The organism is Streptomyces asiaticus (assembly GCF_018138715.1).
Classification (GTDB): Bacteria; Actinomycetota; Actinomycetes; order Streptomycetales; family Streptomycetaceae; genus Streptomyces; species Streptomyces asiaticus.
This window is the reverse complement of the sequence record NZ_JAGSHX010000006.1, coordinates 1779277-1793016: the sequence shown is the minus strand read 5'-3', so window position 1 is coordinate 1793016 and position 13740 is coordinate 1779277. Positions and strand designations below refer to the sequence as shown.

The following is a 13740-nucleotide window of genomic DNA, read 5'->3' as shown; positions in this document are numbered from 1 at the left end:
GGCTCATGCCTCCGGGGGCTGGAAGGTGGACGTACGGCTCATCCCGGCGGCGCGGCCCTTGCCCGCGACGACCAGGGCCATCTTGCGGCTGGCCTCGTCGATCATCTCGTCCCCGAGCATCGCCGAACCCTTCATACCGCCCTCCGCCGAGGTGCAGTAGTCATAGGCGTCCAGGATCAGCTCCGCGTGGTCGTAGTCCTCCTGCGACGGCGAGAAGACCTCATTGGCCGCCTCCACCTGGCCGGGGTGCAGCACCCACTTGCCGTCGTAGCCGAGGGCGGCCGCGCGCCCGGCCACCTCGCGGAAGCCGTCCACGTTCCGGATCTGGAGGTACGGGCCGTCGATCGCCTGGAGGTCGTGCATACGGGCCGCCATCAGGATCCGCATCAGGATGTAGTGATAGGCGTCCGCCGGATAGCCGGGCGGCTGCTCGCCCACGACCAGCGACTTCATGTTGATGGACGCCATGAAGTCGGCCGGGCCGAAGACGATGGTCTCCAGACGCGGCGAGGCGCCGGCGATCTCGTCCACGTTGACCAGGCCCTTGGCGTTCTCGATCTGCGCCTCGATGCCGATCCGCCCGATCTCGAAGCCCATCGTCTTCTCGATCTGGGTGAGCAGCAGGTCCAGCGCGACAATCGCTTCAGCGTCCTGCACCTTGGGCAGCATGATGCAGTCCAGGTTCGGGCCCGCGCCCTCGACCACCGTGATGACGTCCCGGTACGTCCAGTGGGTGGTCCAGTCGTTGACCCGCACCACCCGGGTCTTACCGGTCCAGTCGCCCTCGTTCAGCGCCTTGACGATGGTGTGCCGGGCGTCCTCCTTGGCCAGCGGGGCGCAGGCGTCCTCCAGGTCCAGGAAGACCTGGTCGGCCGGGAGCCCCTGGGCCTTCTCCAGGAAGCGCGGATTGGAGCCGGGGACGGCGAGGCACGAACGGCGCGGACGCAGGCGGCCGGCGGCAGCGTCTGCGCGGTCGGGGGCGGTCATACGAGAACCTCCAGAGGGGGAAGCGTGTTCGCGGCGCGGATCTCATCGACGATACGGCCGATGATCTCCGTGATACCGAAGTCCTTGGGGGTGAAAACCGCGGCGACACCCGCCGCGCGCAGGGCGGCCGCGTCCGAGGACGGGATGATCCCGCCGACGATGACGGGGATGTCCTGGGCGCCCGCGGTACGCATCCGCTCCAGGACGTCGGGCACCAGCTCGGCGTGCGACCCGGACAGGATCGACAGCCCGACGCAGTGCACGTCCTCGGCCACGGCCGCCGAGACGATCTGCTCCGGGGTGAGCCGTATCCCCTGGTAGACCACCTCGAAACCGGCGTCCCTGGCCCGTACGGCGATCTGCTCCGCGCCGTTGCTGTGCCCGTCCAGGCCCGGCTTGCCGACCAGCAGCCGCAGCCTGCCGCCGCCGAGCTCGGCCGCGGTCTTCCCGACCTTCTCGCGGACCGAGGCCAGCAGGGAGCCCGCCTCCGTGGCGACGGACAGGGGCGCGCCGCCGACCCCGGTGGGGGCGCGGTACTCGCCGAAGACATCGCGCAGCGCCCAGGCCCACTCCCCGGTGGTCACACCCGCGCGGGCACAGCGCAGGGTGGCCTCCATCAGGTTGTCGGTCCCCACGGCGGCCTTACGGAGGGCACCGAGGGCCTCCTGGGCGGGTCCCTCGTCGCGCTGCTCGCGCCAGGAGTGCAGGGCCGAGACCACCCGCGCCTCGTTCTCCGGGTCCACCGTCATGATCGCGGTGTCGAGGTCGGCGGTGAGCGGATTGGGCTCGGTGGACTCGTAGCAGTTGACGCCGACGATCTTCTCCTCGCCCGCCTCGATCCGCGCCCGGCGCTCGGAGTGGGAGGCCACCAGCCGCGCCTTGAGATAGCCGGACTCGACGGCGGCCATCGCCCCGCCCATCTCCTGGATCCGCTCGATCTCGGCCTCGGCCTCCTCCACCAGGGTGGCGACCTTGGACTCGATCACATGGGAGCCCTCGAAGATGTCGTCGTACTCCAGCAGATCGCTCTCATGGGCGAGGACCTGCTGGATGCGCAGCGACCACTGCTGGTCCCAGGGGCGGGGCAGGCCCAGCGCCTCGTTCCAGGCCGGGAGCTGGACGGCGCGGGCACGGGCGTCCTTGGAGAGGGTGACGGCCAGCATCTCCAGGACGATGCGCTGGATGTTGTTCTCCGGCTGTGCCTCGGTCAGGCCGAGCGAGTTCACCTGGACGCCGTAGCGGAACCGGCGGTGCTTGGGGTTCTTGATGCCGTACCGCTCGCGGGTGATCCGGTCCCAGATGCGGCCGAAGGCGCGCATCTTGCACATCTCCTCGATGAAGCGGACGCCCGCGTTCACGAAGAAGGAGATCCGGGCCACCACATCGCCCTTACGGTCCTCGGGAACCTGGCCGGAGGCGAACACCGCGTCCAGTACGGCGACCGCCGTGGACATCGCGAAGGCGATCTCCTGCACCGGAGTGGCCCCGGCCTCCTGGAGGTGGTAGCTACAGATGTTGATCGGGTTCCACTTGGGGATGTGGTGGACCGTGTACGCGATCATGTCGGTGGTCAGCCGCAGGCTCGGGCCCGGCGGGAAGACATGCGTCCCCCGCGACAGGTACTCCTTGACGATGTCGTTCTGCGTCGTCCCCTGGAGCTTCGCGGTATCGGCGCCGTGCTCCTCCGCGACGACCTGGTACAGCGCCAGCAGCCACATCGCCGTCGCGTTGATCGTCATGGAGGTGTTCATCCGCTCCAGGGGGATCTCCTGGAACAGCCGCCGCATGTCGCCCAGGTGCGAGACCGGGACCCCGACCCGGCCCACCTCCCCGCGGGCGAGGACGTGGTCCGGGTCGTAGCCGGTCTGGGTGGGCAGGTCGAAGGCGACCGAGAGCCCGGTCTGGCCCTTGGCCAGGTTGCGCCGGTACAGCTCGTTGGACGCCTCGGCGGTGGAGTGCCCGGCGTAGGTGCGCATCAGCCAGGGACGGTCCTTGGGGCGGGGTGTGCCACTCATCAGACGCCCCGGCCGTTCTTGTGATCGTCACGGAACAGGTTGATGGCGTCGATGTGCTGCTCGCGCATCGCCTGGTCGCGCACGCCCATGCCCTCCTCGGGCGCCAGGCACAGCACGCCGACCTTGCCCTGGTGGAGGTTGTGGTGGACGTCGTACGTGGCCTGGCCGGTGTCCTCCAGCCGGTACGTTTTGGACAGCGTCGGATGGATCTTGCCCTTGGCGATCAGGCGGTTGGCCTCCCACGCCTCGCGGTAGTTGGCGAAGTGCGAGCCGACGATCCGCTTCAGCGACATCCACAGGTAGCGGTTGTCGTACTCGTGGGTGTAGCCGGAGGTCGAGGCGCAGGTGACGATCGTGCCGCCCTTACGGGTGACATAGACGGACGCGCCGAAGGTCTCCCGGCCCGGGTGCTCGAAGACGATGTCCACGTCCTCGCCGCCGGTCAGCTCGCGGATCTTCTTGCCGAACCGCTTCCACTCGCGCGGGTCCTGGGTGCCGTCGTCCTTCCAGAACGTGTAGTCCTCGGCGGTGCGGTCGATGATCGCCTCGGCGCCCATCCGCCGGCAGATCTCGGCCTTCTGCGGCGAGGAGACCACACAGACCGGGTTGGCCCCGCCGGCCAGCGCGAACTGGGTGGCGTACGAGCCGAGTCCGCCGCTCGCGCCCCAGATCAGGACGTTGTCGCCCTGCTTCATCCCGGCGCCGTTACGGGAGACCAACTGCCGGTAGGCGGTGGAGTTGACCAGGCCCGGGGCGGCCGCCTCCTCCCAGCTCAGATGGGCGGGCTTGGGCATCAGCTGGTTGGACTTGACCAGCGCGATCTCGGCGAGCCCGCCGAAGTTGGTCTCGAAGCCCCAGATGCGCTGCTCGGGGTCGAGCATGGTGTCGTTGTGGCCGTCGGCGCTCTCCAGCTCGACCGACAGACAGTGCGCGACGACCTCGGCGCCCGGCTTCCAGGAGTTCACGCCGGGGCCGGTGCGCAGCACGACGCCCGCGAGGTCGGAGCCGATGATGTGGTACGGCAGGTCGTGCCGCTTGGCCAGGGGGGAGAGCCTGCCGTACCGCTCCAGGAAGCCGAAGGTCGGCAGCGGCTCGAAGATCGAGGTCCACACGGAGTTGTAGTTGACCGAGCTGGCCATCACGGCGACGAGCGCCTCTCCGGGGCCCAGCTCGGGCACCGGCACCTCGTCCACGTGCAGTGACTTGCGGGGGTCCTTCTCCCGGGTGGTGAGGCCCGAGAACATCTCGGCCTCGTCCTTGCGCACGGTCACCGCGCGGTACGACTCGGGGACGCGCAGTGCCGCGAACTCCTCGGGTGCTGTGTCCGACGCCAGGATCGCGTCAAGTATCTCGTTCATCGGTGCCTCCGGCGAAGCGTCCATGAGGGGACGCCTGAGGGAACGCTGGGCTCGTGACGGGTGATTGCTGATGCGGTGCCGTCGGTTCGGCGGAGGTGGTGCTCGGTGCGGCGCGGGTAGCGCCGGGTGCCTGGTGACGCAGGCGTGTCCGGGCGCGCAAAGCGGCTTGCGGGGACAGCCGGCGCACGATGGTTGGCAGCGCGCCGGTCGCCCGGACATCATCACCGTATGGCACGCTGTGCCACCTCGCAAGACACTGGGTGCCAACAATTTCCCTCAGTTGTCATCTCCAGTGCACACATGAGCAACGACGGCCGCCCCAACCGGGGTGGCCGTCGCGGTGTGGATCAGCTGTGGGTGCTGTCAGTCGTCCTTCTCCAGGGAGAGGGCGAAGATATGCGCCCGCGCGGTGCCCGAGGGAGCGCCCAGGGTGATCGCTGACAGCTCCTTGCCCGGGTCCAGCTCCACCACCTGGTGGAAGATCGCGGCCTTGGTGCCCAACGGGCCGGTGCTGGTGTGGATCTGACTCGTCCGCACCGCCTCCGTCTCGCCGTACGCGGGACCCGACCTCCAGGCCGTCAGCTGGATGGTCAGCTTGCCCGTCGAGCCGTCGGCGTACGCGGCCTCGGCGGGGACGGACACATTGCCGGTGTCGCCCGCGCCCAGCACATGGAGCTTCGTATAGCCGCCCGCCGTGACCGTAACCTTCTGACCTGCGGCGATGACATTGTTGTTGGAGCCCTCGCTGCCGTTGGTGAACGCGAAGGTGATCCCGTCGTCCTCGGTCTGCCCGGTCTGCGGCAGCTGCGCCATCGGATAGGTGCGGCCCGTACCGTCGAAGTCGCCGTCCCCGTAGTACATCTCGGTGGTGATGGCGTCGTTGTCGAAGTGCCCGGTCAGATCGACCTGGGTGACCGCGCCCGCCTGCGGCAGCTCCGGCAGGCCCCAGGGCTCGGCCGGGGTGGTGACCTTCACCGGGGCGATCCGGAAGTCCGGCCGGGTGCCGGCCGGGTAGATCACCGCCTCGTCCTCCCGGTCCAGCTCCAGCTCGATCTCGCCGTTGCCCAGGTCACGCCACTTCGGCGCGGGGCCGCCGACCCCGGCGACCGCCACCCGGCCGCCGATCGAGTGACGGACGCGGCACGGCTCCCCGGCCAGGCTGCGCACCCGCACCCAGCGCGTCCTCCCGCCCGTACGCACCCCGCTGACCAGGAACGCGCCCTGGGTGCGGAAGTCGTGCAGCGTGACGTCCTGCCACTCGCCCGGCACCCCGGGGAAGAAGCGGATCGTCCCGCCCCAGCTCTGGCAGAGCATGTCGTGGATCGCCTGTGCGCCCGACAGCGGGGTCTCGATCACCGGACCCGCCTCGTAGTAGTGGGTATTGGGCTGGATGAACCGCGCCACCAGCTCCCGCAGATACTTCAGCGCGTCATCGCCCCGCCCCATCTGCGTCGAGATCGAGGCCGCGCCCGAGAAGCTGTAGCCGCGCAGCGCGCCCTCGAAGCTGATCCAGTGCTCCAGCGAGCGGGCGATCAGGTCCCGGTGCTCCTTCTGGTCCCAGTTGACCAGGTAGAGCGGGTAGACCGAGAGCATATGGGAGTAGTGGCGGTGGGACTTGGCGAAGGGGACGCCGGTGCCGATCATGAAGCCGTTCTCGTCCACCGGATAGTCGACCAGCTTCTCCAGCACCTCGCGCCACTTGGGCACCAGCGGATCGTCCTTGTCCAGCAACTCGACCGTGGTCAGCAGGGTCTGGCAGGACCAGCGCAGCAGCGCCAGGTCGTAGTTGCAGTCCGGGGCCGCGCCGTACTCGGGGGAGAAGGTCTTCGGCAGATGCAGCCTGCCGTCCGGCTGCTCTGTGAGGAAGTGCAGGTAGTAGTTGGTGGAGCGGCGCAGCAGCGGATAGAGCACATCCTCCAGCAGGCCCCGGTCCATGGTGTGGCGGTAGGTCAGCCAGACGTTGTGCAGCGCCCAGGGCAGATCGCCCACCTCGGGGGAGTCCCCGACGCCCGGCACCGGCACCGTGCCGTTGTCCTCGCACTGTGCGTCCGTGGAGCGGCGCAGCCCGGCCGAGTCGGCGCGGTACTCGGGCTTGAGGCCGCTGATGAGCACATCGGTGTTCTCGGCGAGGGTGCGCGGAATCGCGTCAAGCTCCAGGTGGTTGGAGCCGTACACCGGCCAGTACTCCAGCTGGACGTTGAGGTTCCACCACACCCCGGGCCATGGGGTCGGCTCCACCCACGGGCCGGTGGTGGCCATGACGGGGGCGTGCTCACGGGCGGCGCAGGCCAGCTTGTAGAGCTGGATCCAGTAGAAGCTCTGGAGCATCCCGTCGGGCACCGAGATGAAGCTCTTGCGGTAGAAGCGGTGCCACCACTCGTAGTGGCTGCGCCGCAGGCTGGAGACCGGCAGCGCGGACGCCTTGCGCACGGTGGTCCGCGCCCGGCCCTCCGCGTCCGTACCGGGGTAGGAGTGCGCCACGGCCAGGTAGTACGTGCGCTCACGGCCGCTGCCGCGCTGCTTGTGCGCGCTCACCGTCTGCCCGCCCGCCACCAGCGACTGGACGGTGATGCCGAGCCCGTCCTCGGTGCGGCTGACCGGGGCCGGGTTGGGCTCGAAGCCCTTCGGCGGATCCTCGCGGACGATGCGCGGGCTGACCGCCGGTGAGGGCTTGAACTCCCAGCGGAACCCCTCCTCGCCGGCGCTCGCCTCGACGGTGGCCAGCAGCATGGTGCGGTCGTTGTGCACCAGCGCCCGCAGCTTCAGCTTCCCCTTGTCCGTGGTGACCGTGCCGCGCAGCTCGGCGTTCCACAGATCCAGCCGCAGATCGACGCCGGTGATGGCGCCGACCGGGCGCAGCAGCAGATTGCCGACCGGGAGCCGCGCCACGCCCCAGTCGCTGCCGCCTTCGGTGGGCCGGTGGTCCTGCACCTCGCTGTGGTGGATCGTGAAGCGCAGCGCGTTCTCCCCGGGCTCCTGGTAGATCATCGAGCCCAGCAGGCCATTGCCGAGGAACGGCCCCTCGTACCACGTTCTCGGCAAGCGCTTCCAGACCAGATCCTGCCCGCTGAGGAAGCGCTCCCACTCCTGGTCGGTGCGCATGCCGCGCAGGGTCACCGACTGCTGTGGCTGTGCGGCCGCCTCCTGCTCGGGGAGGACCGTGCCGACGGCCGTGCTCGCGGCGGCGCCCGCCGCCACCCGGCCCAGGAATCCGCGTCTGCTGACTGGCATCCCGAACATCTCCCGTCCCCGAAGCGATCAGATTGCTCCGATGATTTGGCTAGACGGGAGCGTAGAAACGGGCTGATGATGCGTCAAGGCACCTGATTGCTCTGATGTATCGAGCGCCGTATCGAGGATGCGGTGAACGAGGAGGAACGATGCATACGGCACGATCAAAGGTCACCAGAGCCGTGGCCGCCCTCGCCTGCGCGGCCGCCGTGCTGGTGCCGCTCCGGGCGGCGGCGGCATCGGACGGTCGTGCGCAGGATTGGCGGCTGACCGGAAAGGGGCAGGTCAGCGGCGAGCTCAAGCTGAACAACGAGGGCGCGCTGACGCTGGCCGCGCGCCATGGCGCCACCACCGTGCTGCGCCCGTCGGGCCTGGGCATCCGCACCGCCGAGACCGATTTCAGCAAGGGCTTGCGCTTCGCGGGGCGCAGCGACCGCAAGGTCCATGAGACCTACACGACCACCACCGGCCGCCGCACCCACCACACCTCCGACGCCTCCGAGTCGACCTTCACCTTCCGCAAGGACGGGCGGACGCTGAAGGTGGTCATCCGGGTCTCCGCCGACGGTCTGGCCTACCGCTATGTGCTGCCGGACAAGGGGACGGTCACCGTGCTCGGCGAGAGCACCGAGTACGCCGTCCCGCCGTCCGCCGACTCCTTCCTCCTGCCGTACGACAACGGCCGCCAGGACTACGAGTCCGCCCATGACCACGGCAAGGTCGCCGACGCCAAGGCGGGCGACTACGGCTATCCGTCGCTCTTCCACATCGGTTCCAGCTGGATGCTGATCGAGGAGGCGGACCTCAACAGCTCCTACGGCGGCTCCCGGCTCACCCTCGACTCCGCCACCGACCGCTTCAAGCTCACCCTCCCCGACCCCGCCGAGGTCAGCGGCCCCGGGCTGACCACCCCCTGGCGGACCATGGTCATCGGTGACCTCGCCACCGTCACCGAGAGCGATCTGCCGACCGATCTGGCCGCCCCCTCCAAGGTCGCGGACACCTCCTGGATCAAGCCGGGCAAGGCGGCCTGGTCCTGGTGGTCGGACGGGCAGAGTCCGACCAGCCTGGACGCCCAGAAGAAGTTCGTGGACTTCGCGGCGCGCGAGGGCTGGGAGTACATCCTGGTGGACTCCGGCTGGAGCGACTCCTGGATGCCCGAGCTGACCGCGTACGCCAAGGAGAAGGGCGTCGGCGTCTGGCTGTGGGCGCGCTGGCAGACGATCGACGCGCAGAGCGAGCGGGACCGGCTGTTCCCCCTGTGGAAGTCCTGGGGGATCGCCGGGCTGAAGATCGACTTCCTGGAATCGGACGGCCAGGACCGGATGCGCTGGTACGACGCGGTCTTCAAGGACAGCGCCCGGCACAAGCTGATGCTGAACTTCCACGGCGCCACGATCCCGCGCGGCCAGGAGCGGACCTGGCCGCAGCTGATGAGCACCGAAGCGGTCAAGGGCGCCGAGGGCACCCGCCCCAAGCCGGGCCGCCAGCCCTTCCCGGCGGCGCACTACACGACCCTGCCCTTCACCCGGAACCTCATCGGGCCCATGGACTTCACCCCGGTGACCTTCACCGGTGTGCGGCCCACGAGTGACGCGGCCGAACTCGCGCTGTCGGTCGTCTACGAGTCCGGAGTGCAGCACTTCGCCGACAGCGTGGAGTCGTACGAGAGCAGGCCGCAGGAGCTGAAGTTCCTGAACCAGGTGCCCACGGTGTGGGACGAGACAAAGCTGGTCGACGGCGACCCCGGCGACCGCGCCGTCCTGGCCCGCCGCTCCGGCGACACCTGGTACCTGGGCGCGATCACCTCGGGCGAGGCCCGCACGCTGGACGAGCCGCTGAGCTTCCTCGGCAAGGGCGGCTGGCGGATCGAGGTGTGGAAGGACGGCCCGGACGGCAAGGTCGTCACCGAAACCCAGGAGGTCACGGCGACCTCCCGGCTCAAGGTGGCCATCCCGAAGAACGGCGGCTACGCGGCGAAACTGACGAAGACCGCCTGAGGCGCGACCAGGGCGGGGTCTGCCTGTGGGGGGCGGACCCCGCCCTCATCCCCGCCGCGACGCGGTCGGCCTGTGGAAGGGGCGGGTGCCGCCCTCGTCCCCGCCCCAACGGCGAGGTGGGAGGGGGCGGGTGCCGCCCCCCCCACTCCCCGCCGCGGCGGCGGGAAGCCCGACGGCGGAGTCCGGCGGTGCCGAACCATCCGCATGGGCGGGCGACCCCAGCCCACAACGAGGGTCACTCGGCCCCGGGGCGAGCCCAGGACCAACGAACCCGGCGAACCCCAAACCGCAGCGCTAGCGCTGCAACGCTTCCTTGATCGTCCGCATAACCTCCGTCAGCGGCGCGTCCGTCCGTGCCACCATCACCACCACCTCGTCCTCCTCCTTCGCCGAGACCGTCGCCGCGGGCCGCCCGCCGGCCACGGCGGGGCGGCCCCCGATGCCGCTCCCGAACGTCTCGCGGACGATCGCGAAGGCGTGGTCCAGCTGGGACTCCACATCGCCCTGGCCCCCCGCCCGCAGCCAGCGCCGCAGCACATGGTTGTGGGCCGTGACCACGGCCGACGCGGCAACCTCGGCCAGCAGCGGATCGTCGTCGCCGTCGTGGTGGGCGCCCTCGTCGAAGTGGCCCAGCAGATAGCGGGTGAACAGCCGCTCGTAGCGGGCCACCGAGGCGATCTCCCGCTCCCGCAGCGCCGGGACCTCACGGGTCAGCCGGTAGCGCTCCACGGAGACGGCGGGCGAGGCCGCGTACATCCGCATGACCTCCTTGATCCCGCGGCACACGGTGTCCAGGGGGTTCTCATGCGGAGGCGCCGCGTCCAGCACCGCCGCCGCCCGCACCAGCGTGTCGTCGTGGTCCGGGAAGATCGCCTCTTCCTTGGAGCGGAAGTGCCGGAAGAAGGTGCGCCGGGCCACCCCCGCCGTGGCCGCGATCTCGTCGACGGTCGTCGCCTCGTACCCCTGCGTCGCGAACAACTCCATCGCCGCGGCCGCGAGTTTGCGGCGCATGGACAGACGCTGAGCGGCGGCGCGGCGGCTTCCCGCGCTCTCACCGCCGCCGGACGAGGGGGTTCGTTTCGTACGCTCCGTACGCGTGGCCTTCACGGGCTGGGACATGTGGGGAACGTAACACGCTTGTGAGTGCCGGTGCGGGGGCAGACCGACGGACGGCTCCAGCAGCCCGCCCCACCGGGAACCGGAGTCAGACGGTCCGCCCCACCCGGAGGCGTACTCAGGCTTTGGCATACTCGCGGAAGCCGCGCCCGGTCTTGCGTCCGAGGCAACCGGCGGCCACCAGATGCTCCAGCAGCGGCGCCGGCGCCAGGCCCGGCTCACGGAACTCCCGGTGCAGCACCTGCTCGATGGCCAGCGACACATCGAGCCCCACGACGTCGAGCAGTTCGAAGGGGCCCATCGGATAGCCGCCGCCCAGCCTCATCGCGGCGTCGATGGCGTCCGGGGTGGCGTAGTGCTCCTGGACCATCTTCACGGCGTTGTTGAGGTACGGGAACAGCAGGGCGTTCACGATGAACCCCGCCCGGTCGCCGCAGTCCACCGGGTGTTTGCGCACCGCCGCGCACACCGCGTGCGCCGTCGCGCGCACATCGTCTGCGGTCAGCACGGTGTGCACCACCTCGACCAGCTTCATCGCGGGCGCCGGGTTGAAGAAGTGCAGGCCCACCACGTCCTGCGGCCGCGAGGTCGCCCGCGCGCAGGCGACGACCGGCAGCGAGGAGGTGGTCGTGGCCAGCACCGCGCCCGGTTTGCAGACCTTGTCCAGCACCCGGAACAGCTCCTGCTTGACCACCAGGTCCTCGGCCACCGCCTCCACGGCCAGGTCCACCTCGGCGAACGCGTCGAGCGCGTCGGCCGGGGTGATCCGCGCCAGCGCCTGCTCCCGGGCCTGCTCGGTCATCCGCCCCTTGGACACCGACCTTTTCAGGGATTTCCCTATGCGGGCCTTCGCCGCCGCGGCCTTCTCCAGGGTCCGGCCGGCCAGCACCACCTCCAGGCCCGCCTTGGCGAAGACCTCGGCGATCCCGGAGGCCATCGTGCCCGAGCCGGCGACGCCGACGGCGCGCACGGGGCGCGCCCCTTCCGCGGAGTGCTCGACCTCGGCCGTCGCGGCGTCCGGGACGATGGTGCCGCTGCCCGGCGCCTCGTACGTGTAGAAGCCGCGGCCCGCCTTACGGCCGGTGAGCCCGGCCTGGGCGAGCTGCCCCAGGATGGGCGCGGGCGCGTGCAGCCGGTCGCCGGAGGCGGCGTACATGGCCTCCAGGACGGTGCGGGCGGTGTCGACGCCGATCAGGTCGAGCAGGGCCAGCGGGCCCATCGGCAGCCCGCAGCCGAGCCGCATCGCGGCGTCGATGTCCTCCCGCGCCGCGTACTTGGCCTCGTACATCGCGGCGGCCTGGTTGAGATAGCCGAACAGCAGCCCGTCGGCGACGAACCCGGGCCGGTCGCCGAGCGCCACCGGCTCCTTGCCCAGGTCGCGGGCGAGCGCGGTGACCGCCTCGACGGCCGCGGGCGCGGTCAGCACGCTGGAGACGATCTCGACGAGCTTCATCGCGGGCGCCGGATTGAAGAAGTGCAGGCCCAGGACCCGCTCCGGATGGGCGGACTCGGCGGCCAGCCGGGTCACCGACAGCGCGTTGGTGCCGGTCGCGAGGATCGCGGCGGGGCTGACCACGGTGTCCAGCTCGGCGAAGACCTCGTGCTTGGTGTCGTAGTCCTCCGGCACGACCTCGATCACCAGCTCCGCGTCGGCGGCGGCGCGCAGATCGGTGGAGACGCGGAAGCGGTCGAGGATCCCGGACCGCTCCCGCTCGCTGATCCGCTCACGGTGCACGGCGCGGGCGGTGGCGACCTCGAGCGCGGTGACGGCTCGGCGGCAGGCGCTTTCGTTGATGTCGATACCGATCACCTCGCGGCCCGCCCGGGCCAGGATCTCGGCGATGCCGGTGCCCATCGTGCCGAGCCCGACGACGGCGACAGTAGTGAGCGGGGCCCGGGAGGGGGAGAGATCAGAGGGGGACGTAGTGCTGACGCCGGTGTGTGGGAGACGGTCCATCGCGGACTCCAGAGGGTGTTCCCCGGACGCGGGGATGAAGTGACGACTGAGGGGAGCTCGTGTCATGCCACTGCTGCCGTTCACGCCACGCACGCGCGGGGGGCTGACGCGGCTGACACAAATCCCCGATGGAAGGGCTTGCACGCTCCCTTACGGACAGCGCCGCACGGAGGAAACTGCCCATGGGAGACACGTGGCCGGCCCTGTCCCGGGGCCGTGCCTCAACTGCTGTTCTGGAACTGCCGAACCGACGTCACACACGGCGGCTGCGTCACCAGGCCGCCGGAGCAGGGGTGCTGCTCGTGTCGCCATATTAACTCGCGGGTAACCAAGATGCCAGAGCTCAAAGTGAGGCCGTGCCGGAACACGGCCCACCGGGGAGGGGAGACCTCGTATGGACGATGAATTCCGGACGCTGACGGAGCGGGTACGGGCCTCGCTCTCAACCCCCCAGGAAACCGCGGCCCATGCCTCGCTGCTCGCGCTCGTGCGCCAGGGCACCCCCGCCGCGCGTGAACAGCTGGCCCGCATCCTCGTCGCGCCGGAGCAGCCGCTGTGGGCCCGGGAGACGGCCGCCTTCGTGCTCGGCAGCGCCAAGGACCGCCGGGCCTTCGAAACCCTTGTCCTCCTGCTCAACTACCGCGAGCCGGCCCGCTGTGCGACCGCCGCGCGGGTGCTGGCCCGGCTCGGCGATCCGCGCACCGCGCGGGCCGCCGCCGCTCTGGCCACGAACCCGCTGCGCACCGCGTACTCACTGCACCCCATCCGGCTGCTGGTGGAGCTGCGGGCCCCCGAGTCCGTACCGGCCCTGGTGGCCGCCCTGGAACGGCAGTTGGCGGCCCGCGACCGGCACTGGGCGATCGCCCGCGCCTGTGTGGAGGGACTGGGCGCGATCGGCGACGAGCGCGCCATCCCCGCCCTGACCGCCGCCGCCCAGCACATACGCCTCAGCGCGGCGGCCGCCGCCGCGCTGGCCCGGATCACCGGCGAGGGCGCCGTCACGGGCGGGGGCGCGCCGGAGTCGGCGGGCCAGGGCGGCGCGGCGGAGAAGGCGGGTGAGGCGCGGGTGCCGTGAG

The 13740-nt window shown here is 70.5% G+C and carries 8 protein-coding genes; 2 read left to right on the top strand and 6 right to left on the bottom strand.

Annotated elements, in window-relative coordinates:
- Positions 1 to 3: 3 nt before the first annotated feature.
- The 4 genes from KHP12_RS15265 to KHP12_RS53805 all read right to left on the bottom strand — a co-directional run bounded on the left by KHP12_RS15265 (position 4) and on the right by KHP12_RS53805 (position 7591).
- Complete coding sequence (locus KHP12_RS15265) at positions 4 to 987, bottom strand: HpcH/HpaI aldolase/citrate lyase family protein (RefSeq protein WP_086885143.1); 984 nt, start codon at positions 985 to 987, stop codon at positions 4 to 6.
- A complete protein-coding gene (locus KHP12_RS15260) occupies positions 984 to 3002 on the bottom strand; it encodes a protein meaA (RefSeq protein WP_086885144.1) in 2019 nt (672 codons plus the stop codon). The genes KHP12_RS15265 and KHP12_RS15260 overlap by 4 nt, the downstream gene beginning before the upstream one ends.
- Complete coding sequence (gene ccrA / locus KHP12_RS15255) at positions 3002 to 4360, bottom strand: crotonyl-CoA carboxylase/reductase (RefSeq protein WP_086885145.1); 1359 nt, start codon at positions 4358 to 4360, stop codon at positions 3002 to 3004. Before ccrA ends, KHP12_RS15260 begins: the two co-directional genes overlap by 1 nt.
- A gap of 363 nt (positions 4361 to 4723) precedes the next feature.
- A complete protein-coding gene (locus tag KHP12_RS53805; protein ID WP_211833061.1) occupies positions 4724 to 7591 on the bottom strand; it encodes a glycosyl hydrolase family 95 catalytic domain-containing protein in 2868 nt (955 codons plus the stop codon).
- Positions 7592 to 7740: 149 nt separating this feature from the next.
- On the opposite strand from KHP12_RS53805, the gene KHP12_RS15245 reads away from it, so the two are divergent.
- Positions 7741 to 9591 (top strand): glycoside hydrolase family 97 protein, encoded by a 1851-nt coding sequence (locus KHP12_RS15245; RefSeq protein ID WP_086885146.1) that lies wholly within the window; start codon positions 7741 to 7743, stop codon positions 9589 to 9591.
- A gap of 294 nt (positions 9592 to 9885) precedes the next feature.
- On the opposite strand, the gene KHP12_RS15240 is transcribed toward KHP12_RS15245, so the two are convergent.
- Positions 9886 to 10710 carry a TetR family transcriptional regulator gene (locus KHP12_RS15240; RefSeq protein ID WP_086885147.1) on the bottom strand — a complete coding sequence of 275 codons (825 nt, stop codon included), beginning with the start codon at positions 10708 to 10710 and terminating at the stop codon, positions 9886 to 9888.
- Between the two features lie 115 nt (positions 10711 to 10825).
- Positions 10826 to 12664, bottom strand: a complete 1839-nt coding sequence (locus tag KHP12_RS15235; RefSeq protein ID WP_086885148.1) for a 3-hydroxyacyl-CoA dehydrogenase family protein — start codon at positions 12662 to 12664, stop codon at positions 10826 to 10828.
- A gap of 394 nt (positions 12665 to 13058) precedes the next feature.
- On the opposite strand from KHP12_RS15235, the gene KHP12_RS15230 reads away from it, so the two are divergent.
- Positions 13059 to 13739, top strand: coding sequence for a HEAT repeat domain-containing protein (locus KHP12_RS15230; RefSeq protein ID WP_211833060.1), 681 nt, complete (start codon positions 13059 to 13061; stop codon positions 13737 to 13739).
- The last annotated feature ends 1 nt before the right edge of the window (position 13740 follow it).

Excerpts from the sequence above, each read along its gene's own strand:
- KHP12_RS15235 (WP_086885148.1), bottom strand. The coding sequence starts at position 12,664 with ATGGACCGTCTCCCACACACCGGCGTCAGCACTACGTCCCCCTCTGAT.
- KHP12_RS15230 (WP_211833060.1), top strand. The coding sequence starts at position 13,059 with ATGGACGATGAATTCCGGACGCTGACGGAGCGGGTACGGGCCTCGCTC.
- KHP12_RS15245 (WP_086885146.1), top strand. The coding sequence starts at position 7,741 with ATGCATACGGCACGATCAAAGGTCACCAGAGCCGTGGCCGCCCTCGCC.
- ccrA (WP_086885145.1), bottom strand. The coding sequence starts at position 4,360 with ATGAACGAGATACTTGACGCGATCCTGGCGTCGGACACAGCACCCGAG.
- KHP12_RS15260 (WP_086885144.1), bottom strand. The coding sequence starts at position 3,002 with ATGAGTGGCACACCCCGCCCCAAGGACCGTCCCTGGCTGATGCGCACC.
- KHP12_RS15265 (WP_086885143.1), bottom strand. The coding sequence starts at position 987 with ATGACCGCCCCCGACCGCGCAGACGCTGCCGCCGGCCGCCTGCGTCCG.
- KHP12_RS53805 (WP_211833061.1), bottom strand. The coding sequence starts at position 7,591 with ATGCCAGTCAGCAGACGCGGATTCCTGGGCCGGGTGGCGGCGGGCGCC.
- KHP12_RS15240 (WP_086885147.1), bottom strand. The coding sequence starts at position 10,710 with ATGTCCCAGCCCGTGAAGGCCACGCGTACGGAGCGTACGAAACGAACC.